This is a genomic window from Mesorhizobium sp. LjNodule214, from assembly GCF_964252735.1.
Lineage (GTDB): Bacteria > Pseudomonadota > Alphaproteobacteria > Rhizobiales > Rhizobiaceae > Mesorhizobium.
Genome location: NZ_CAXUPE020000001.1, coordinates 2,414,553 through 2,433,800 on the forward strand (window position 1 = coordinate 2,414,553; position 19,248 = coordinate 2,433,800).

The window sequence follows — 19,248 nt, forward strand, 5'->3', positions numbered from 1 at the left end:
GTCTCAGGCTCCGTAGCCGCGCATGGTCTGGCGGTTGGTCTTGACAGCTATGGCCGGATCGGCGGCCGCGGTTTCGGATTCCTCTTCCAGCACCAGCCAGCCGTTGAAGTTGGGCGCGGCACTGGCGATCTCGATCACCTTTGCCGTATCGCAGATGCCCTTGCCGAGCATCGCCCAGGTGCCGCCGGCATCGACGTCCTTCAGGTGCACATAGCGGATGCGGTCGCGATAGGTGGTCAGTGTGTCGGCCATGTCCTTGTGGCCGCGCAGTATGTGGCCCGTGTCGGGCACCCAGCCGACCAGCGACGGATCGAGCAGGCCGAAGATGCGGTCGTAGTCGGCGCGGTCGAACAGCAGTGTGTTGTGGTGCGAACTCGGATGCACCGCGACCTGGACGCCGGCCTTGCGGCCAAGTTCGCCGGCTCTGTTGTAGACCTCGGCGGCGATCGTGAACTTGTCGTCGCGCGGGCCGTCGGAGATGACGGTCGCCGAGCCCATCGAGACAAGCGCGCCCGGAAAGGCGGCGGCAAATTCGATCCAGCGCTTCGCCGTCTCGAGGTCGCCGCCGATCTCGTCCTTCAGCGTAAAACCGCTCTTCGAGCCGAAGGCGAAGGAGACCAGCGTCAGCCCGGACGCCTTCAGCGCGGTCGCGAACTCCGCCGATCTGCCGGCATAGCGGCCGATCATCGTGTCGGTGATCTCGATGCCGGCATAGCCGCCGTCGGCGATCGCCCTGAGCAGGTCGTCGGGGCCGCCGGTGAACCGGTCTCCGAGCATCTCCCAGGTAAAGGTCTGGCAACCGACTTTGAGGTCTTTCACGATCATCCTTTCATTCCTTGATGCCGCCCTGCGTCAGCCCTTCGATGATGTGGCGCTGGAAGAACAGCACCAGCACGATCAAGGGAACGGTGACGACCGCCGAAGCGGCGGCGATGTCGCCCCAGGGCACGTAATAGAGGTTGGTGAAGTTGGCGATGCCGACGGGGATCGTCTGGCGGTCGATGTTGGAGGTGAAGGCGAGCGCGAACAGGAACTCGTTCCAGGCGCTGATGAAGGCGAGCAGGCCGGTAGTTACCAGGCTGGGCAGCGACATGGGCAGGATGATGTGCCAGAGCAGGCCGGGCACGCTGACGCCGTCCATGCGCGCCGCCTCGTCGATCTCGCGCGGCAGCGTCTCGAAATAGCCGAAGAGCACCCAGGTGACCAAAGGCAGGCCGAGCGCCAGATAGGTGATGATCAGCGCCATGTAGGTGTCGAGCAGGCCGAGATTGGTCGCCACCAGATAGAGCGGCCCGACCAGCGCGATCTGCGGGAACATCGACACCGACAGGATGACCATCAGGATGCCGAAGCGGCCCTTGACGTTGAGCCTGGAGAGCGCGAAGGCGGCGAGCGAGCCGACGACCAGGCACAGCAAAGTCGTTGCCAGCGACACCACCAGCGAATTCCAGACATAGCGGTGCAGCTGCTTCTCGACGAAGGCGTTGTAATAGTGCTCGAGCGTGAAGGGATGCGGGATCAGCGAAGGAGAGCCCGAGGTCAGCGCCTTGTCGAGCTGGAACGAGGTCGAGAACTGCCAGATGAACGGGCCGCCCGACCAGACCAGGATCAGCAAGGCGCCGAGATAGATGGCGAAGCTCTGCAGCGGCGAGCGCGTCTCGTTCATTGCGCCCTCCTGATCTGCCGCATCAGGTAGAGGCAGAAGGCGAGCGCGATGAGGCCTTCGGTGACGAACATCGCCGTCGAGACGGCCGAGCCGTAGCCGAACTGCAGCGTCGAGAACAGCACCTTGTAGGAGAGCGTCGACAGCGTCTCGGTGGAATCGGCGGGGCCGCCGCCGGTCAGCACATAGACCAGGTCGAAGACGCGGAAGGCGTCGAGCGCGCGAAACAGGCCGGCGATCAGCAAGGTCGGCATCAAGAGCGGCAGGCGGATATGCCAGAAGGTGACCCAGCCCTTGGCGCCGTCCATGCGCGCCGCCTCGATCAGCGAATTGGGGATCGTCTGCAGGCCGGTCAAAAGCAGCAGCGCCATGAATGGCGTCGTCTTCCAGACATCGGCGATGATGATGGTGGTCATCGCCGTGTCGGGCGAGCCGTACCAGTTGATGTTCTGGTCGATCAGGCCTGCGTGCAAAAGGATGTAGTTGATGATGCCGTTCTGGCCGTCGAACAGCCAGCCGAACATCTTGGAAGTGACGACGGTGGGCATCGCCCACGGCACCAGCATGGCGGCACGCACCAGGCCGCGCCCCTTGAACGCCTCGCAGAGGATCAGCGCCATGCCGAGCCCGATCACCGTCTCCAGCGTCGTCGACGCCGCGGTGAACCACATCGTGTGCCACCAGGCGTTCCAGAACTGCGCGTCGCCCCATAGCTGCACGTAATTGGCGAAGCCGGAAAAATCCTGCTCCTGGGTGATCAGCGAAGTGTTGGTGAGCGAGAGATAGAGACCGTTGAGGATCGGATAGAAGGAAACCGACGCCAGCGACACGAAGGCCGGCGTCAGCAGGAGCAGGGCCCAGATCGGCCTCGGAAGCGCCTTGCCAAGCCGCGGCCGGCCAGCGCCAGTGACAGTGGCGGCCGCGGTCATTGGTTAGCCGACGATCTGGTTGATTTGCCCGGCGAGCGCGTCCATCTCGGCCTGGACGTTGCCGGAGACCAGCGCCTTGGAGATGCCGGACTGCAGAGCCAGCGTCACCTTGGCGTATTCCGGCGTGATCGGCCGAGCCGTGGCGCCGGTGAACACTTTCTCCAGACTTGCCATGAAGGGCTGTTCCTTCTTGATCTGCGCATCCTGGAACAGCGCCGGGCGCGTCGGCGCCAGACCGAAGTTCAGCGCGATGCGATGCTGCGTCTCGGTCGACGACAGCCAGGTCAACAGTTCGATCGCGGCTTCACGCTGCTTCGAATTGGCGTTGACGCCGAGCTGGTAGCCGCCGAGGCAGGCCGAACTCTTGCCGCCCGGGAAGGACGGCAGCGGCGCGACGCCAACCTTGTCGACCACCTGGGAGGCCTTGGCGTCCTGCGCGATCGGATAGACATAGGACCAGTTGCGCATGAACATCGCCTTGCCCGAGGTGAAGGGCTGGCGCGACGGCTCCTCGTCCCAGGACAGCACGTCCTGCGGGCTGATCTTGTTCGTGGCGATGGTGTCGTGCAGGAACTGGATGGCTGCCACGGCTTCCTTCTGGTTGATCAGCGACGACTTGCCGTCGGGTGCCAGGATCGCGCCATTGTTCGAGGTGATGATCTCGACCGCGTCGCAAACCAGAACCTCGGCCTGCTTGCCTTGCCAGAGATAGCCGAAATCGACATCGCCGGCCTTCTGCGCCGCGGCGGCGATGGTCGCCATGTCGGCCCAGTTGTCCGGCACCTTGCCGCCATGCTTCTCCAGCACGTCCTTGCGGTAATAGAACATGCCCGAATCCATGAACCAGGGCAGGGCGGTCAGCTTGCCGCCATAGGTACAGGCGTTGAGTGTGCCGGTGAAGTACTCGCTGCGCTTGTCTGCCGGTAAGTACTCGTCCAGCGGCAAGGCCCAGCCGGCGGCGGCAAAGCCGGCGATCCAGATCACGTCCTGGCTGAACACGTCGGGCGTGCCGGTGCGGCGGGCGAGCTGCTGCACCAGGCCCTGATAGACCTCAGTCGAGGAGCTTGGCGGCGGCAGTTCGATATTCTTGACCAGGACGCGGTCCTGCGATTCGTTGAATACCTTGATCAGGTCGCCGAAGGTCTCCTTACCGAAGAAGGCAGCGCTGGCAAAGCTGATTTCGGCGCGCGACTGGGCGCGAGCCCGGCGAACGCCGAGGCCGGTGCCGAGCGCCGCCGCGCCCAGCAGCCCGGCGGCGCCGATGAGAAATTGCCGGCGGTCGGCGATCGTGACGTGCCCAACGGGCATCGTGACGTGAGCCACAGGCTTGGAACCGGCGGTCGGCCGTTTTTTCATGTCAGTCATTTTCTCCTCCGTGGGGCTGGCAGCCTCCCGATGTCGCGCCAGCATTTTCGCATGTTCTATAAAAATTTTACGCGCGTCAATATTTAAAATGTTGTATAGCGGCTTTCGCCTATGATCCGTTGCCGGCGCAACGGTTCAGCGAGACCATTGCCGCATTGGGAGGTACGATCGAAAATGCACGGAAAATCAAAGACGAAGCTCGGCATCGGTGTGATCGGCTGCGGCAACATATCGATGACCTATCTACGCAATGCGGCTCTGTTCGGCGGGGTCGAGTTGCGCGCCTGTGCCGACATTTCGGCCGACATGGCCGCGCTCCGCGCCAAGGAATATGGCATCCGCGCGCTTGGCGTCGATGCGCTGCTGGCCGATCCGGACATCGACCTTGTGCTGAATCTGACGATACCGGCGGCGCATTTCGACATTTCGCTTTCGGCGCTTTCGGCGGGCAAACATGTCTTCACCGAAAAACCGCTGGCGACCTCGGCGGCCGACGGCCGCCGCCTTGTCGCCGAGGCGGCGAAGCGCGGACTGCTGCTCGGCTCGGCGCCGGACACGTTCCTCGGCGCAGCTGGACGCCGCGCCCGCCGCCTGATGGATGAGGGCGCCATCGGCCGTGCCGTCACCGGCACCGCCTTCATGATGGGGCGCGGCATGGAGCACTGGCATCCCAATCCGCAATTCTATTACCAGCCGGGCGGCGGCCCGGTGTTCGACATGGGGCCTTACTACCTGACCATGCTGGTCAATTTGCTCGGACCGGTCGAGCGCGTCATGGCGATGGCAACGCGCGGCCAGGAGGAGCGGCTGATCACCGCCGAAGGTCCCTACAAGAACACCAGCTTCAAGGTTGGCACGCCGACCAACATCCTGTCGCTGCTCGAGTTCCGCTCCGGCGCCACCGTCACCTTCGGCGCCTCCTGGGACGTGTTCAAGCACTCCAACCACCCGATCGAACTGCACGGCACCGAGGGCTCGCTGAGATTGCCCGATCCCGATACGTTCGGCGGCACCGTCTCGCTCTCGGAACGCGGCGCCGACTGGGCCGATTTCGCCAGCGAGGCCGAACTCTACGGCGCGCGCAACTGGCCCTATGCCGCACCCGATCGCGCCAACTACCGCATGCTCGGCGTCGCCGATCTTGTGCGCGCTCTGACCAGTGGACGCAAGCCGCGCGCCTCGGGCGAGCTTGCGCTGCATGTGCTGGAGATCATGGAAGCCATCCTGGCTTCGGGAGAGAGCCAGGGATCGGTTGCCGTCGTCGGCACCGTCGATCAGCCGCCACTGCTTGGCGAGGACGAGGCGGCGAGTCTGCTTGCCTGACGCGGAGGTTCGAATGACATCGATCCTCTCGGCGACGCCGTCCCTGTCCGCGCTCGACCCGGAAGCCCGGCATGTGCTCGACCTCGGCCGGCAGGCCGACACCCCGCCATTCGAGGCCGGCACGCCGGAACAGGCGCGCCGCGCCTATGATGAAGGTTTTCCGGATCTGCAGGGCGAGCGCGAACCCGTCGCCTCGGTCCGCGAGCGCACCATCGCCGGACCCGGCGGCCCGTTGACGCTGAGGATCTATCGCGGGCAGGGTGCGGCTGATGCAGGCGCCCCGGCGCTGCTCTACCTGCATGGCGGCGGCTGGGTGATCGGCAATCTCGACTCCCATGACGAGATCTGCCGCTGGTTCGCCAACATGGCGGGCTGCGTCGTCGTCTCGCCCGCCTACCGGCTGGCGCCGGAGCACAAGTTTCCGGCGGCGATCGAAGACTGCTGTGCCGTGCTCTCTTTCATGCAAGAAGCGGCCGGCGATCTCGGCATCGATGCACGGCGCATCGCCGTCGCCGGCGACAGCGCCGGCGGCAACCTCGCCACCGTGCTCAGCCTGCGCGCGCGGGGTGATCGCATCCCGTTGACGGCGCAGCTGCTGTTCTATCCCAACACCGACGCCGCGCAGGCGGCCGACGGCTATCGCCGCTTCGGCGACGGCTTTGGCCTCACCGCGGCAACCATGGCCTGGTTCCGCGATCACTATGTCCGCGACGCTGGCGATATCGACGACTGGCGCGCCTCGCCGCTCAAAGCCGAAAGCCTCGCGGACGCTGCCCCTGCCTTTGTCGCTCTCGCCGGTCACGACATCCTCGCCGACGAAGGCGAATCCTATGCCAGGCGTCTCGAACAGGACGGCGTGCCGGTCGTGCTGCGCCGCTGGCCGGGACAGATCCACGGCTTCGTCTCGATGGGCCGTCATGGCCCGGCGGCGCGGCTGGCTGTCGAGGCGGCGGTCGCCGCCTGGCGCGGCTTCGATCCGGCTTTCGAGAAATCTATGCCGACTGACGCATGACCAGCGTCGCGTCGAGGCTGACCTTGGGCGCGACCGCCGTGTCGTCCTCGTTGAGCAACGCGAGCAGCGTCTCGACGCTGCGCCCGGCCATGGCGGCAAAATCCTGCGCCATGGTGGTGAGGCCGGGACATGTGTAGCGGCTCAGCGGATGATCGTCATGGGCCGCGACGCGCAGGTCGCAATCGCCCTTGCGGCCGACCTTGAGGCCGCGCGCGTAAGCCGCCGCCATCACGCCAAAAGCGAGACGGTCATTGTTGCACAGGATGGTCTTGCCGGGCAGGCCGCCATTGGCGAGCATCTTTTCCGTCTGCTCGTAGCCGATGCGCTCGAAATCCCATGTGTAGTCGTCGGTGTTGCCGATGACGACGGGCTCATGGCCGAGCCGCTTCATCGAGCCGACATAGCTCTCCAGCCGTTCCGGCGAGTTGTGGTTGACATGCGGGATGTCGAAATAGACCGGGGCGTCGCCGGACCGGCACAGGTATTCAACGATAGTCGAGATGCTCTGGGCATTGTTGTTGCCGACGAACGGCGTTCCGCCTTCGAGATAGGTATCGAAATAGACGACGGGTATCGCCTGCGTCAGCTTCTCCAGCGTGCGGCGGTCCGAGCGCAGGCCGAGCGGCGCGATCAGCGCACCGGAGACTTTCAGCGACAGGATGGTTCGCGTCGCCTCCACTTCGAGTTCGCGCGAGCCGTGCGAGGAGATGACGATCGGCCAGTAGCCCTCGTCGCGCAGCCGAAGCTCGATGCGGCTGACCATCTCCGAATAGAAGGGATCGGCCACCGTCGGCACCATGATGCCGATGCTGCGGGTCCGCTTGCGGTTGAGGTTGCGGGCAAACAAATTGGGCTGGTAGTCGGACGAGCGCAGCGCCTCTTCGATGCGCTTGCGCGTCGCCGGCTTGACGCTGGTCGGATCGTCGAAAAATTTCGACAAGGTCGGCCTGGAGACACCGCAGGAGCGGGCGAAATCCTCCATCGTCTTGTGCGTCATCGCCATCGATACCCTCGCGTTCCGGACATCCAATCCTTGGCTGTTCCCTAGAGCAATTCCAGGAAAAGTGCGTAGCGGTTTTCCATCCGGAATTGCGTCAAAACAAAAGGATAGAGCGGTTCCTGCGTTTCCGTGAAACGGTGAGCCGCCCTAGCGCTGCCCGGCACCTACATACGGTGCGCCGGCGCGCAACCGCAAGGTGAAATTTTACAGACAAATTCAACAGTTGCCATACGTAAATTTATTAATTGACGCGAAAAAGCGCTAGCCGTATTCACTTTGGAGTCTATTGGCGCGGGCCACTAGGCTTGCCGTGCATCCGAGTCAGAGGCCTGGGGCGAAACGCCGGGAGGAATTCCGCGAGATGAAGAAGCTGGTCTCAGCCGGCGAAATCCTGGTCGAGATCATGGCCGAGCGCATCGGCCAGAGCTTTCTCGAGCCCGGTCCGCTGCTCGGTCCCTATCCGTCCGGCGCGCCCGCCATCTTCATCGGCCAGGCCGCGGCGCTCGGCCAGCCCGCCGGCCTGATCGGCGCCGTCGGCGAGGACGATTTCGGCCAGTTGAACATCGAGCGGCTGCGGACCCTGGGCGCCGACGTGTCGGCGATCGCGGTCCACAAGGGCCATGCGACGGGCACCGCCTTCGTCACCTACCGGGCCGATGGCAGCCGGCACTTTGTCTTCAACATCCGCAACAGTGCCGCCGGCCTGGTCGGGATCGATGCTGCCGCGCAGAGCATGCTGGCCGGCACCGACCACGTCCATGTCATGGGCTCGTCGCTGTTCTCCGACCGCGCCACCGAGGTCGCGCTGTCGGCGATCCAGACGGTCAAGGCCAAGGGCGGAACCGTCTCCTTCGACCCCAACATCCGCCGCGAGATCATGCAGGCCGCCGGCATGCGCGAGGCGCTCGACCAGGTGCTCAAGCAGACCGATGTCTTCCTGCCGAGCGGCAACGAGCTGTTCCTGTTTTCATCGGCCGGCGACGAAAAGGGCGCGGTCGATGAACTCGTGCAGCGCGGCGTGTCCTGCATCGTCCTCAAGAAGGGCGCTGACGGCGCCGCCTACCACGACCGTCACGGCATGATCGCCTTGCCGGGCTTTGCCGTCGACGAGGTCGATCCGACCGGCGCCGGCGACTGCTTCGGCGCCGCCTTCGTCTCGTTCTGGCTGCGCGGCGCGGCACCGGCCGAGGCGCTCAGGATCGCCAATGCCTGCGGCGCGCTCGCCGTCACCCGCAAGGGGCCGATGGAAGGCATTTTTCCGCTGGCCGAGGTTGAGGCTTTCGCAACCACCGCCGGGAGAAGCAAGCCATGAGCGCCGCGACGCAGAGATTTGCCAGCATCGCGGTGAAGCGCACCGCGGGCGAGAAGGGCGGCATCGCCTCGATCTGTTCGGCGCATCCGCTGGTGATCGAGGCCACACTGCGCCACGGCGCGGCGCGCGGCTCCGACGTGCTGATCGAGGCGACCTGCAACCAGGTCAACCACGAAGGCGGCTACACCGGCATGACGCCGGCCGGCTTCCGCGCATTCGTCGAGGGCCATGCACAAAAGGCCGGCTTTCCGCTCGATCGCCTGATCCTCGGTGGCGATCATCTCGGGCCCAACCCGTGGAAGCATCTTCCTGCCACCGAAGCGATGGCGAAGGCGAAGGCGATGATCGACGCGTATGCCGGCGCCGGCTTCACCAAGCTGCATCTCGACACCAGCATGGCCTGCGCCGACGATCCCACCGCTCTCGCCGACGAGACCATCGCTGCCCGCGCCGCCGAGCTTGCGGCCGTCGCCGAAGCGGCGGTCGAGCGCATTGGCGGCGAGAGGCCGGTCTACATCATCGGCACTGAGGTACCGGTGCCGGGCGGCGCGCTCGAAGCGCTCGACCATATGCATGTGACCGAACCCGATGACGCCTTGCGCACCGTCGAGATCCACCGCCAGGCATTTTCGCGCGCCGGCCTCGACGCAGCCTTTGCCCGCGCGGTCGGCGTCGTCGTCCAGCCCGGCGTCGAATTCGGCAATGCCGAGATCATCGCCTATGCGCCGGAGAAGGCGACGGAGCTGGTCGCCGTGCTCGGGCGCATGCCGCAATTCGTCTTCGAGGCGCATTCGACCGACTACCAGGCGGACGAGGCGCTTGCAGCGCTGGTGCGCGACGGCTTCGCCATCCTCAAGGTCGGGCCCTGGCTGACCTTCGCGCTGCGCGAGGCGCTGTACGGGCTGAGCCATATCGCCGACGTGCTCGCGCCGGACCCCTCGCGCGAAAACCTGCCGGCGGCGATGGAACGCATCATGCTGGCCTCACCCGACAATTGGCGCAAATACTATCCGGGCATGCCGGACACGCAGCGCATCGAGCGGCATTTCTCCTTCAGCGACCGCATCCGCTATTACTGGCCGGCGCCGGACGCGCAGCGCGCGACACAGACGCTGCTCGAGGCGCTGGATGACCGCGAGATCCCCCGTACCTTGATCGGCCAATACCTCGGACAGCTCGATGCGGCGGTTGCGGCCGGCCGGGTCAAGCCCACGGCGCATGAGCTGCTGATCGGCAGCATCACCCGCGTTCTCGATATCTATGCCGGCGCGACCAGGCAGTAGCGGCCTTACCGCCCGTTCCAGCTGCCGAATTGAGTCGGCGGATTGTTCGGCACTATGGTATCAAGCGGCACTGCCGGAGGATCTCCGATGCCACAACGCCCCTATGATGAGCGCCTGCTCCGCCAGGCATTCGAAGTCGCGCGCAAGGCCCGCGATGCTGGCGAACATCCCTTTGGTTCGCTCCTCGCTGACAAAGACGGCAATGTGTTGCGCGAGCAACTCAACGGTTACAAATCCGGCGGGGGCGACCGCACCGCTCATGCCGAAAGTCTGCTGGCCCGGTGGGCGGGGATGAATTTCAGCCTCGAAGAGCTGGCCTCTTGCACACTCTACACTTCGGCCGAACCTTGCGCGATGTGCTCCGGGACAATCTATTGGGCGGGCATCGGACGGGTCGTCTTTGGCCAGAGTGAACATGACCTCAAGGGGTTGACGGGTGCACACGACGAGAATCCCACACTCGACTTGCCCTGCACGATCGTCTTCGAAGCTGGGCAGCGTCCGACTGAAGTCGTCGGCCCGCTGCTTGCCGATGAAGCGGCGCAACTCCAGGCCGATTTCTGGAAAGACAAGTAGCTCAATACCCGCGCGCGCGGGAAACGAGTGAGTGCTAGAGCAATTCCAGGAAAAGTGTGCAACGGTTTTCCGTCCGGAATTGCGTAAAAACAAAGAGTTAGAGTGGTTCAGCGTCGCTGAACCACTCTAGTACAGCGGCTGGGCCATGTGCCTTGGCGTCGGCCATTCGGTTGTGATGCCCGGCTGAACAGGCCGCTCGAGATAGGTCGACAGCACGACATAGCTTCGCGTCGAGGTCACGCCGGGTGTCTCGTAGAGGCGCGACAGCAGGCCTTCGAGCGCCCTTGTGTCCTCGGTGCGGACCTTGAGCAGCATGCAGGTGTCGCCGGCGACGGAATGGATCTCCTCGACTTCCGGATATTCGGAAACCGCCATCAATTCCGGCGTCTTGCCCCAGCCCTTGGTGTCGATATGCACGAAGGCGAGCAGCGGCTTCTTCACCGCCTTGGGATCGATGATCGCCGCGGTGCTGCGGATGGCGCCGCTGCGGCGCAGGCGCTTCACCCGTTCGTGCGCAGCAGGTGGCGAAAGGCCGACACGATCGCCGAGATCGGCGTAGCTGATCGTCGCGTCGTCGACCAGAACGCCTAATATCTTTCGGTCCGTCGCATCGACGTCCCGGGCCGCCGGCCGGTTCCGCGGAATGCCATCTGTTTCTTCATCCATATGGAAATTCCTTGTTGATGCTGAATTTCATACGGTCATTATGGTCGTATGTCGAACAGCGATCAATCAGCAATTTTCGTGGCGGCGCCCCGGCCTCCGATTCCGGGGATCGCCTATCTGCTCACCGGATGCATCGCCGTCATCGGCTCGAACTCGCTCGTCCTCGGCCCGATTGCGCCGGCCGTGGCGGTGTCGTTCGGAGCAAGCGTGCCGGGGGTCATGATCGCGTCCGCCGCCTTCGGGCTCGGCACCTCGGCGAGCGCCCTGTTCCTGGCACGCTATATCGATCGCATCGGCGCGCGACGCATGCTGCAGGGGGCGCTGCTGCTGCTGGCGATCGGCCTGGTCGCCAGCGCATTGGCGCCGACGGTGACGGCGCTGGTCGCCGCCCAGCTTGTCGCCGGCATAGCCGCCGGCATTGCCATGCCGGCCATCTACGCCAGCTCGGCGGCGATCGCGCCGCCCGGCCGCGAGAGCGGCACGATCGGCGTCGTGCTGACCGGCTGGACGCTCTCCATGGTCGCCGGCGTCTCGCTGTCGGCCGTGCTTGCCGATCTCGTGCATTGGCGCGCCGTCTTTGGCACGGTCGCGGTGCTTGCCGCCATTGCTCTGGCCGGTCTGACGCTGACGTCGCTCAGCGACACCAGGAAAAGCGGTCCGGCGCCGACGCCGCTCGGCGCCTTGGCCGTTCCCGGCATCGTGCCGCTGCTCATCGCCTGCGCTGCCTTCATGACCGCTTTCTATGGCGTCTATGGCTACCTCGGCGATCACCTTCACAGCGGGTTGGGGCGGCCGGTCAGTGCCAATGGCTGGGCGGCACTTGCCTATGGTGCCGGCTTCGGCGCGGCCGCACTTCTCGACGGTGTCATCGACCGCCTCGGCGCGCGCCGCGTCATGCCGTTCGCCTATCTGCTGGTCGCGGTCGTCTATGTCGCGATCGCCGCGGCAAGCGGCAGCTTCGGGCTGACGCTGGCGATGGTGGCGGCCTGGGGCCTTGCCAACCATTTCGGCCTGAACGTGCTGGTGATGCGGCTCACCGCGCTCGATCCGTCGCGGCGCGGCACCATCATGGGCCTGAACAGCGCGGTGACCTATTTCGCCGTCTTTGTCGGCACCACTGGCTTCGGTCCGCTTTACACCGGCTTCGGCTTTGCCGCATCGGCGATTGTCGCCGCGCTGCTGATGCTGGTCGCCGCCTCGGCGGCGGCGTGGCGTTCGCCATCGCCCATCCGGGCGTAAGCGGGCTGCCGCAAGGCTTGCGTCCTTGCCCCGTCCATGGATAAGGCTTGGCCGACAACCGAGCCAGAGCAATTCCAGGAAAAGTGTGAAACGGTTTTCCGTCCGGAATTGCGTCAAAACAAAGAGAGAGCGGTTCTGCGTTTCCGCGAAACGGTGAACCGCTCGAGCCCGCCATGAAGACGACGCTTGAGACCACCGCCGATCCCTTGCCGGAAGAGCTCGCCTTTCTGGGCGAGCGGCTGACGGCCTTCAACGACAGCGATGTCGGCGCTTCCAGGCGCAAGGCGCTCGCCGTCTTCGTGCGCGACGAAGGCGGCAAGGTCGTCGCCGGCATCTCGGGCTATACCGCCTGGGGCTGGCTTTTCGTGCAATGGCTGTGGGTCGACGAAAGGCTGCGCGGCCAGCACATGGCCGGCCACATGCTGGAGGCTGCCGAGCGTGAAGCGATCGTGCGCGGCTGTCACGGCGCCTGGATCGACACCTTCAATCCGAAAGCAGCCAAGGCCTATGAGCGCCAAGGCTACCAGCCGTTCGGCACACTGCCCGACTTTCCCATCGGCCGCAGCCGCATCTTCCTGCAGAAGAAGCTGGCTGGCTAACCCGCCAGCCGTCCGCCACGCATCGGCTGCGGCACGCCGGTCGTGCTCGGAAAACTGATCGGCAGGCCGCGCAGCACGCGCACCGCGAGGAAAGCAAAACACTCGGCTTCGACCGCGTCGCCCTTCCAGCCCAGAGTTTCGGCCTGCACGGCTTCGACGCCGGCGCGGCTGGCGAGCATCGCCATCATCGTCGGGTTGTGGCGGCCACCGCCGCTGACCACCAGTCTCTTTGGCCGATGCGGCAAAAGATCGAGCGCCTTGCCGACGGCGGCGGCGGTGAAGGCCGTCAGCGTTGCCGCGCCATCCTCGGCGTTGAGCCCGTCGGCTATCGCCGCACCGAAGTCGAAACGGTCGAGCGATTTCGGATAGGGCTTGGTCAAATAGGGGTGCTCAAGCAGCTTGGCCAGCCGCGCTTCGTCCACCGTGCCGGCGCGGGCCAGGGCGCCGTCGCGGTCCATGTCGCCGAGCCCCTTCGCCTTGATGAAGTCGTTGAGCGGCGCGTTGGCCGGGCCGGTGTCGAAGGCCACGACATTGTCCTTGCCGTCCCACCAGGTGATGTTGGCGACGCCGCCGAGATTGAGCACCGCCATGTCGCCGCTGGCATCCGCCGCGCGCAGCAGTGCGGTGTGATAGGCGGCCGCCAGTGGCGCGCCTTGCCCGCCGGCACGCACATCGGCAGAACGGAAATCATAGGCGACCTTGGTCCCCAGGATCGAATGCATGAGCCCACCGTCACCAAGCTGGCGGGTGTCACCGAGCCGGCCGGGTTGCGGGGCGCGATGCAGCACGGTCTGGCCGTGGAAGCCGACCACGCCGATATCGGCCATGGTCAGGCCGTAGCTTTCGACCAGGTTTTTCACCGCCGCCGATTGCGCCCGCGTCAGCGCCTCCTCCGCCTCGCGGAAGATCGCCGGTTCCGGCCCGGTGAAATTCCACACCCGCGCCTGGCGCAGCGTCTCCTCCAGCAAGGTGCGGATCGACGCGGGGTAGGGCGCCAGCCGGTAGGTGCCGAAATCGGCGATCCGCTCGCCGTCGGTCTTGATCAGCGCGACGTCGATATTGCCGTCAAGCACGGTGCCGGTCATCAGGCCGACGGCCCAGATTGGTTGCATGGTTCGAACTCCGTTGGCGAGATCGCCGCAGTCGAGAAGACGTGTCGGATGCTTCCGGCTGGCGGGCAAGGTCCAGCGTCGTCTTTGTCGAAGTCAATCCACAGCCCGTTGCCGGTGGAACCGGTATTTTGGTTTCTGCGACTGTCTGGCTCAACAACGGCAGCAACGCCATCTCTTGCCTGTCGCCTGCGAAGGCGCGACCCTGCGAGCAGCGTCTGGCGAAATGCTTCCGCCGGAAGCTACCAAGGAGGAAAAAATCATGGCATCCGATGTCGCAGTGATAGCAGGCGCAGGACAGGGCTTGAGCGCTTCGCTCGCGCGTCTTCTCGCCAAAGAGGGTTTTCTCGTCGTTCTGGCCGCCCGTAACACCCACAAGCTCGCCCCGCTGATCGACGAGACCGGAGCACTGGCCGTCGAAACCGACGTTGCCGATCCGGCCTCCGTCGCAAGCCTGTTCGAGACCGCCGACACGGCCGGCGCGCTAGCGCTTGCGGTGTTCAACGCCAGCGGGCGCACGCGCGGACCGATCGCTGAGCTCGATCCCGACGCCGTCAAACAGGCACTGCTGGTCGGCGCCTATGGCGGCTTCCTGGTTGGCCAGCAGGCGGCGCGCCGGCTGCTGGCGCGCGGCTCCGGCTCGATCCTGTTCACCGGCGCCACCGCCAGCCTCAAGGGATTTCCGGGCTCGGCGGGCTTTGCCATGCCGAAGTTCGGCCTGCGCGGGCTGGCGCAGTCCATGGCCCGCGAACTGGCACCGAAGAACATCCATGTCGCGCATTTCATCATCGACGGTCAGATCGAACCGCCGGGACAGGCCGACGAGCCCGACCGGCCGGATCGCCGGCTGTCGCCGGACGCCATCGCCGAGGCCTATCTCGCGACCCACCGCCAGCACCGCAGCGCCTGGAGTTTTGAAGTCGAACTGCGGCCCTGGGTCGAGACGTTCTGATCTTAGGCCAAAGCCGGTATGGCGATTCTGCACAGCGCCTGTCACTCGCCGCCTGCATTGTGCCACACACTGGCAGGCGTGCTCGCTGTCGCAAAATCTTTGAGAGAATATTCCCTGCTTCGCGTTGAAGAAGAAAAGCGGTTCTTTGATCGGAAGCGCAGCATTGCCGATCCTGTCATCAAGGCTTCGCATCCCGCCTGGCCGATATGACTTCAGCATTGCAAGGAACGCATCATGTCCGAACGCGGAAACGCCTTTAAGCCTTTCGTTTCAACATCTGTCACCAGGCGCGCAGGTCTTGCCGCGCTTCTGGCTTCGGCGCTTGCCATTGTTGCCTTGGCCGCGCCGACACTGTCCTTCGCCGAGGACAAGAAGGCGATCAAGGTCGGCATCATCAGCGGCGAGGACGAGGATGTCTGGCGCGTCGTCGTGGCCCAGGCCGCCGAAAAAGGCCTGACGATCGAGACCGTCGTCTTCAACGACTACACCCAGCCCAACGAGGCGCTGGAGCGCGGCGAGATCGACGCCAATGCCTTCCAGCACAAGCCCTATCTCGACAACCAGATCAAAACGCAGGGCTATCACATCGTCCCGGTCGGCTACACCGGCGTCTGGCCGATCGGCCTCTATTCCAAGAAATACGCCAAGGTCGCCGACCTGCCCGAGGGCGCCGTCATCGGCCTGCCCAACGACCCATCGAATGAAGGCAGGGCGCTGCGCGTGCTGCAGAACGAAGGCGTCCTCAAGCTGAAGGACGGCACCGGCATCCTGGCGACCACCGCCGACATCGCCGAGAACCCGAAGAAGGTCGTCATCAAGGAACTCGATGCCGGCATTGTCGGGCGCTCGGTCGAGGATCTCGACGCCGCCGTGGTCAACACCGACTGGGCGCTGAAAAGCGGCCTCGGCCCCGACAACCGCATCGCCCAGGAGCCGGTGGCCGACAATCCCTACCGCAACTTCATCGCGGTCAAGGCCGGCAATGAGAACGAGCCCTGGGTGAAGACGCTGGTCGCTGCCTACCAGAACGAGACGGTCAAGGCTGAGTTCGACAAGGTCTACAAGGGCACCGGGATCAGCGCCTATTGATCAGCGCATGGCTTGCAGAAACAGGCGGTCCGCCCCGGAGCGGGCCGCCATCGCATTTGCGGAACACTGAGACGGAAACAGAGATGAACCAGCATGTCACAGCTGAAGTGGCGGATCGGGCCTATTCCACAGCTTCGGAAGATGTCGTCCGTCTCACCGACCTGAAGCGGCGCTTCGGCGCAACGCCGGCGCTCGACGGCGTCTCGCTGACGGTGCGCAAGGGCGAGATCCTCGGCATCATCGGCCGCAGCGGCGCCGGCAAGTCGACGCTCATCCGTTGCCTAAACGGGCTGGAGCGGCCGGATTCCGGCGAGGTGTTCGTCGAGGGCCGCGAGATCAGCCGGCTCGGCGAGCGCGAGCTGCAGCCGCTGCGGCGGCGCATCGGCATGATCTTCCAACACTTCAACCTTCTGTCGGCCAAGACCGTCGAGGACAATGTGACGCTGCCGCTGAAGATCGAAGGTCGGCCCAGGGCGGAGCGGCTGGCGCGCGCGGCCGAGTTGCTTGACCTCGTCGGCCTGTCGGAGAAGGCGAAGGCCTATCCGGCCTCGCTGTCGGGTGGCCAGAAGCAGCGTGTCGGCATAGCCAGGGCACTCGCCGCGCGCCCGGCGCTGCTGCTGTCCGACGAGGCGACCTCGGCGCTGGACCCGGAGACGACGCGCTCCATCCTGGCCCTGCTCAAGGATATCAACCGCCAGCTCGGCCTGACGATCCTGCTGATCACTCATGAGATGGAGGTGATCCGTTCGATCGCCGACCGCGTGGCAGTGATCGACGCCGGGCGCATCGTCGAGCAAGGCCCGGTCTGGTCGGTCTTTGCCGACCCGCGTTCGGAAATCACCAAAAGCCTGCTCGGCGGCATCCGTCCGCAACTGCCGGACGAGATCGCCAGTCGGCTTGTGCCGGGAACCGGTGCGGAGACGATCCTCAGGATCGACATCGCCGGCGAGGCCGCGCGAGCCCCGCTGCTATCGGACCTTGCCGCAGCCCTGCCGGGTCCGTTCCGCCTCGTCCATGGCGGCATCGACCATGTCCAGCAGCAGCCCGTCGGCACGCTGTTCCTGGCGGTGGCAGGCAACGACGAAAGTCATCTGTCGGAAGTGATCGCGTTCCTGAAAGCCCGGCAGGGGCGGGTGGAGGTGCTTGGCCATGTCGCCGGTTCTGTTTGAGCTTCTCATTCGTTCGATCTGGGAGACGGTCCTGATGACCGGGGCGTCCGGCCTCATCTCGCTGGTCTTCGGCCTGCCGCTCGGCCTGGCGCTGGTCACCACCGATCGCGGCGGCATCGCCGAAAGCCTGTGGGTGAACCGCGCGCTCGGTGCCATCATCAACGGCTTCCGCTCAGTGCCCTTCATCATCCTTCTGGTGGCGCTGATCCCGGTGACGCGGCTGATCGTCGGCACCTCGATCGGCACCTGGGCGGCCATCGTGCCGCTGTCGATCGCCGCCACGCCCTACTATGCCCGCATCGCCGAAGTGTCGCTGCGCGAGGTCGATCACGGGCTGATCGAGGCGGCACGCGCCATGGGCGGCAACCGCTGGACGATCATCCGCGAGGTGCTGGTGCCGGAGGCGCTGCCCGGCATCGTCGCCGGATTCACGGTGACGCTGGTGACGCTGATCGGCGCTTCTGCCATGGCCGGTGCCATCGGCGCCGGCGGGCTGGGCGACCTTGCCATCCGCTATGGCTACCAGCGCTTCGAGACCAGTGTCATGGTCGCGGTCGTCATCGTGCTCATCATCCTGGTCTGCGGCATCCAGTGGGTCGGGGACCGGCTGGTCGCCAAGCTGGACCACCGCGCATGACCGCCGGACGCGAGCAGGTTGGGTATCCGTTCGGACGTTCTTTGCCCGCCGGCGGCAAAATGCAGGCCGACGTTCTCCCATCGGCGTCGAGTTTGGATCGTCCGTCGCTTGGATCGCAGAGGCCTGCATGCCACCGTGGCGGTCAGGCGCAACGCCCCGTAGAAGGAGCCTGACCATGCCCAGAATCGTCCCTGTGCTCGATCTCGACCGTCTCGAACAGGGTGCATCGGAGCGCCGGACCTTTCTGTTCGACCTGCGCACGGCGGCGCGGGATGTCGGTTTCTTCTATCTCAGGGGCCACGGCATTTCGGCTTCGGAGATCACCGACGTGCTCGATGCATCGCGCCGCTTCTTTGCCTTGCCGGGGGCCGACAAGCTGGCCATCGAAATGGTCAGATCCTCACAATTCAGAGGCTATACGCGCGCCGGCGGCGAGTTGACCAAGGGCAAGGCCGACTGGCGCGAGCAGCTCGACATCGGCGTCGAGCGCCCGACCATCCCGCAAGGTCCTGGCGTTCCCGCCTGGACGCGGCTGCAGGGACCGAACCAATGGCCGGCTGCGCTGCCGGAGCTGAAGCCGGCGCTGCTGGCATGGCAGGCGAGGGCGACCGAGGTGGCGATCCGCCTTTTGAAGGCCTTTGCGCTGTCGCTCGACCAGGCCGAGGACGCTTTCGATCCGATCTACCGCGACGAACCCAACCACCGCATGAAGATCGTGCGCTATCCCGGCCGTGACGCGACCGGCGACGACCAGGGCGTCGGCGCGCACAAGGACGGCGGCTTCCTAACCCTGCTGCTGCAGGACGAGACCAAGGGGCTGTAGGTCGAATATGACGGCAGCTGGGTCAATGTCGATCCGATCCGGCAGACGCTGGTGGTCAACATCGGCGAGCTGCTCGAACTGGCCTCGAACGGTTATCTCCGGGCGACCGTCCACCGCGTCGTAACGCCGCCGCCCGGTGTCGAGCGGATTTCCGTTCCGTTCTTCTTCAGCGCCCGTCTCGATGCGACGATCCCGCTACTCAACCTGCCCGAGGAACTGGCCGCGGAAGCGCGCGGGCCGGCCAGCGATCCCGACAATCCGCTGTTTCGCGATGTCGGAACCAATGTGCTGAAAAGCCGGCTGCGCTCGCATCCCGATGTGGCGAAGCGGCACTATGCCGACCTGCTGGAAACAGCTGCTGCGGCCGGCTGACGGCTGCAACCGCAATGGAGCCGAATTTTTCGCCATCGGCTCGTTTTTTGGAATTTTGTTCGTCGCAAATGCGCCTGGGCAAGCCCACATAAGACGCATCGTTCGGCGGTTTCCTCCCATTCCCCGAACG

19 protein-coding genes and 1 pseudogene are annotated in these 19,248 nt (G+C 65.2%); 13 read left to right on the forward strand and 7 right to left on the reverse strand.

Translation table 11 applies throughout. From position 1 onward, the window contains the following. Window positions 1-3 precede the first annotated feature (3 nt). Genes ACSQ3Z_RS11260 through ACSQ3Z_RS11275 form a run of 4 tightly spaced genes read right to left on the reverse strand, consistent with a single transcriptional unit; the run spans window position 4 to window position 3,957 of the window. A complete protein-coding gene (locus tag ACSQ3Z_RS11260) occupies window positions 4-825 on the reverse strand; it encodes a sugar phosphate isomerase/epimerase family protein (RefSeq protein ID WP_436171339.1) in 822 nt (273 codons plus the stop codon). Between the two features lie 4 nt (window positions 826-829). Beyond that, window positions 830-1,666, reverse strand: coding sequence for a carbohydrate ABC transporter permease (locus ACSQ3Z_RS11265; protein ID WP_436171340.1), 837 nt, complete (start codon window positions 1,664-1,666; stop codon window positions 830-832). Beyond that, a complete protein-coding gene (locus tag ACSQ3Z_RS11270) occupies window positions 1,663-2,592 on the reverse strand; it encodes a carbohydrate ABC transporter permease (protein WP_436171341.1) in 930 nt (309 codons plus the stop codon). The genes ACSQ3Z_RS11265 and ACSQ3Z_RS11270 overlap by 4 nt, the downstream gene beginning before the upstream one ends. 3 nt (window positions 2,593-2,595) lie before the next feature. Continuing rightward, a complete protein-coding gene (locus tag ACSQ3Z_RS11275) occupies window positions 2,596-3,957 on the reverse strand; it encodes an ABC transporter substrate-binding protein (RefSeq protein ID WP_436171342.1) in 1,362 nt (453 codons plus the stop codon). A 174-nt stretch (window positions 3,958-4,131) separates the two neighbouring features. On the opposite strand from ACSQ3Z_RS11275, the gene ACSQ3Z_RS11280 reads away from it, so the two are divergent. Continuing rightward, the gene (locus ACSQ3Z_RS11280) at window positions 4,132-5,280 is read left to right on the forward strand and encodes a Gfo/Idh/MocA family protein (protein ID WP_436171343.1); all 1,149 of its coding nucleotides are present in this window, start codon (window positions 4,132-4,134) and stop codon (window positions 5,278-5,280) included. A 13-nt stretch (window positions 5,281-5,293) separates the two neighbouring features. After that, the gene (locus tag ACSQ3Z_RS11285; RefSeq protein ID WP_436171344.1) at window positions 5,294-6,292 is read left to right on the forward strand and encodes an alpha/beta hydrolase; all 999 of its coding nucleotides are present in this window, start codon (window positions 5,294-5,296) and stop codon (window positions 6,290-6,292) included. On the opposite strand, the gene ACSQ3Z_RS11290 is transcribed toward ACSQ3Z_RS11285, so the two are convergent. After that, the gene (locus tag ACSQ3Z_RS11290; protein ID WP_436171345.1) at window positions 6,273-7,295 is read right to left on the reverse strand and encodes a LacI family DNA-binding transcriptional regulator; all 1,023 of its coding nucleotides are present in this window, start codon (window positions 7,293-7,295) and stop codon (window positions 6,273-6,275) included. The two genes, ACSQ3Z_RS11285 and ACSQ3Z_RS11290, sit on opposite strands and share 20 nt — an antisense overlap. Before the next feature lie 358 nt (window positions 7,296-7,653). On the opposite strand from ACSQ3Z_RS11290, the gene ACSQ3Z_RS11295 reads away from it, so the two are divergent. From ACSQ3Z_RS11295 to ACSQ3Z_RS11305, 3 genes are all read left to right on the forward strand, one after another. Further along, window positions 7,654-8,604 carry a sugar kinase gene (locus ACSQ3Z_RS11295; protein WP_436171346.1) on the forward strand — a complete coding sequence of 317 codons (951 nt, stop codon included), beginning with the start codon at window positions 7,654-7,656 and terminating at the stop codon, window positions 8,602-8,604. Next, on the forward strand, window positions 8,601-9,887 hold the full coding sequence (locus ACSQ3Z_RS11300) for a D-tagatose-bisphosphate aldolase, class II, non-catalytic subunit (protein WP_436171347.1): 1,287 nt from the start codon (window positions 8,601-8,603) through the stop codon (window positions 9,885-9,887). Before ACSQ3Z_RS11295 ends, ACSQ3Z_RS11300 begins: the two co-directional genes overlap by 4 nt. An 87-nt stretch (window positions 9,888-9,974) precedes the next feature. Further along, entirely contained in the window at window positions 9,975-10,463 is a 489-nt protein-coding gene (locus ACSQ3Z_RS11305) for a nucleoside deaminase (RefSeq protein ID WP_436171348.1), read from the forward strand. Between the two features lie 126 nt (window positions 10,464-10,589). Here the strand turns inward: ACSQ3Z_RS11305 and ACSQ3Z_RS11310 are convergent, their stop codons facing one another. After that, window positions 10,590-11,129 (reverse strand): Lrp/AsnC family transcriptional regulator, encoded by a 540-nt coding sequence (locus ACSQ3Z_RS11310; RefSeq protein WP_436171349.1) that lies wholly within the window; start codon window positions 11,127-11,129, stop codon window positions 10,590-10,592. Between the two features lie 48 nt (window positions 11,130-11,177). Between ACSQ3Z_RS11310 and ACSQ3Z_RS11315 the strand changes: the two genes are divergently transcribed. Both ACSQ3Z_RS11315 and ACSQ3Z_RS11320 read left to right on the forward strand, forming a co-directional pair. Continuing rightward, window positions 11,178-12,368 carry an MFS transporter gene (locus ACSQ3Z_RS11315; RefSeq protein ID WP_436171350.1) on the forward strand — a complete coding sequence of 397 codons (1,191 nt, stop codon included), beginning with the start codon at window positions 11,178-11,180 and terminating at the stop codon, window positions 12,366-12,368. Window positions 12,369-12,541: 173 nt separating this feature from the next. After that, entirely contained in the window at window positions 12,542-12,967 is a 426-nt protein-coding gene (locus tag ACSQ3Z_RS11320) for a GNAT family N-acetyltransferase (protein WP_436171351.1), read from the forward strand. On the opposite strand, the gene ACSQ3Z_RS11325 is transcribed toward ACSQ3Z_RS11320, so the two are convergent. Continuing rightward, window positions 12,964-14,079 carry an anhydro-N-acetylmuramic acid kinase gene (locus tag ACSQ3Z_RS11325; RefSeq protein ID WP_436171352.1) on the reverse strand — a complete coding sequence of 372 codons (1,116 nt, stop codon included), beginning with the start codon at window positions 14,077-14,079 and terminating at the stop codon, window positions 12,964-12,966. The genes ACSQ3Z_RS11320 and ACSQ3Z_RS11325 overlap by 4 nt on opposite strands. A gap of 259 nt (window positions 14,080-14,338) precedes the next feature. On the opposite strand from ACSQ3Z_RS11325, the gene ACSQ3Z_RS11330 reads away from it, so the two are divergent. The 6 genes and pseudogenes from ACSQ3Z_RS11330 (at window position 14,339) to ACSQ3Z_RS11355 (ending at window position 19,118) form a co-directional block, all read left to right on the forward strand. Continuing rightward, entirely contained in the window at window positions 14,339-15,028 is a 690-nt protein-coding gene (locus tag ACSQ3Z_RS11330) for an SDR family NAD(P)-dependent oxidoreductase (RefSeq protein WP_436171353.1), read from the forward strand. An 18-nt stretch (window positions 15,029-15,046) separates the two neighbouring features. Then, window positions 15,047-15,238: a hypothetical protein gene (locus ACSQ3Z_RS11335; RefSeq protein WP_436171354.1), complete on the forward strand. Its 192-nt coding sequence runs from the start codon at window positions 15,047-15,049 to the stop codon at window positions 15,236-15,238. Between the two features lie 24 nt (window positions 15,239-15,262). Next, entirely contained in the window at window positions 15,263-16,117 is an 855-nt protein-coding gene (locus ACSQ3Z_RS11340) for a MetQ/NlpA family lipoprotein (RefSeq protein WP_436171355.1), read from the forward strand. Window positions 16,118-16,200: 83 nt separating this feature from the next. Further along, window positions 16,201-17,286 carry a methionine ABC transporter ATP-binding protein gene (locus ACSQ3Z_RS11345; protein ID WP_436171356.1) on the forward strand — a complete coding sequence of 362 codons (1,086 nt, stop codon included), beginning with the start codon at window positions 16,201-16,203 and terminating at the stop codon, window positions 17,284-17,286. Beyond that, window positions 17,267-17,923 (forward strand): methionine ABC transporter permease, encoded by a 657-nt coding sequence (locus ACSQ3Z_RS11350; protein ID WP_436171357.1) that lies wholly within the window; start codon window positions 17,267-17,269, stop codon window positions 17,921-17,923. The genes ACSQ3Z_RS11345 and ACSQ3Z_RS11350 overlap by 20 nt, the downstream gene beginning before the upstream one ends. A 175-nt stretch (window positions 17,924-18,098) precedes the next feature. Further along, window positions 18,099-19,118 (forward strand): annotated as a pseudogene (locus ACSQ3Z_RS11355) (isopenicillin N synthase family dioxygenase). Window positions 19,119-19,248 lie beyond the last annotated feature (130 nt).

What these genes read in the sequence shown, in the direction of transcription:
- ACSQ3Z_RS11350 (WP_436171357.1), top strand. Translation starts at nt 17,267, where the DNA reads ATGTCGCCGGTTCTGTTTGAGCTTCTCATTCGTTCGATCTGGGAGACG.
- ACSQ3Z_RS11300 (WP_436171347.1), top strand. Translation starts at nt 8,601, where the DNA reads ATGAGCGCCGCGACGCAGAGATTTGCCAGCATCGCGGTGAAGCGCACC.
- ACSQ3Z_RS11280 (WP_436171343.1), top strand. Translation starts at nt 4,132, where the DNA reads ATGCACGGAAAATCAAAGACGAAGCTCGGCATCGGTGTGATCGGCTGC.
- ACSQ3Z_RS11305 (WP_436171348.1), top strand. Translation starts at nt 9,975, where the DNA reads ATGCCACAACGCCCCTATGATGAGCGCCTGCTCCGCCAGGCATTCGAA.
- ACSQ3Z_RS11270 (WP_436171341.1), bottom strand. Translation starts at nt 2,592, where the DNA reads ATGACCGCGGCCGCCACTGTCACTGGCGCTGGCCGGCCGCGGCTTGGC.
- ACSQ3Z_RS11310 (WP_436171349.1), bottom strand. Translation starts at nt 11,129, where the DNA reads ATGGATGAAGAAACAGATGGCATTCCGCGGAACCGGCCGGCGGCCCGG.
- ACSQ3Z_RS11330 (WP_436171353.1), top strand. Translation starts at nt 14,339, where the DNA reads ATGGCATCCGATGTCGCAGTGATAGCAGGCGCAGGACAGGGCTTGAGC.
- ACSQ3Z_RS11295 (WP_436171346.1), top strand. Translation starts at nt 7,654, where the DNA reads ATGAAGAAGCTGGTCTCAGCCGGCGAAATCCTGGTCGAGATCATGGCC.
- ACSQ3Z_RS11260 (WP_436171339.1), bottom strand. Translation starts at nt 825, where the DNA reads ATGATCGTGAAAGACCTCAAAGTCGGTTGCCAGACCTTTACCTGGGAG.
- ACSQ3Z_RS11290 (WP_436171345.1), bottom strand. Translation starts at nt 7,295, where the DNA reads ATGGCGATGACGCACAAGACGATGGAGGATTTCGCCCGCTCCTGCGGT.
- ACSQ3Z_RS11325 (WP_436171352.1), bottom strand. Translation starts at nt 14,079, where the DNA reads ATGCAACCAATCTGGGCCGTCGGCCTGATGACCGGCACCGTGCTTGAC.
- ACSQ3Z_RS11345 (WP_436171356.1), top strand. Translation starts at nt 16,201, where the DNA reads ATGAACCAGCATGTCACAGCTGAAGTGGCGGATCGGGCCTATTCCACA.
- ACSQ3Z_RS11285 (WP_436171344.1), top strand. Translation starts at nt 5,294, where the DNA reads ATGACATCGATCCTCTCGGCGACGCCGTCCCTGTCCGCGCTCGACCCG.
- ACSQ3Z_RS11315 (WP_436171350.1), top strand. Translation starts at nt 11,178, where the DNA reads ATGTCGAACAGCGATCAATCAGCAATTTTCGTGGCGGCGCCCCGGCCT.
- ACSQ3Z_RS11275 (WP_436171342.1), bottom strand. Translation starts at nt 3,957, where the DNA reads ATGACTGACATGAAAAAACGGCCGACCGCCGGTTCCAAGCCTGTGGCT.
- ACSQ3Z_RS11335 (WP_436171354.1), top strand. Translation starts at nt 15,047, where the DNA reads ATGGCGATTCTGCACAGCGCCTGTCACTCGCCGCCTGCATTGTGCCAC.
- ACSQ3Z_RS11320 (WP_436171351.1), top strand. Translation starts at nt 12,542, where the DNA reads ATGAAGACGACGCTTGAGACCACCGCCGATCCCTTGCCGGAAGAGCTC.
- ACSQ3Z_RS11265 (WP_436171340.1), bottom strand. Translation starts at nt 1,666, where the DNA reads ATGAACGAGACGCGCTCGCCGCTGCAGAGCTTCGCCATCTATCTCGGC.
- ACSQ3Z_RS11340 (WP_436171355.1), top strand. Translation starts at nt 15,263, where the DNA reads ATGTCCGAACGCGGAAACGCCTTTAAGCCTTTCGTTTCAACATCTGTC.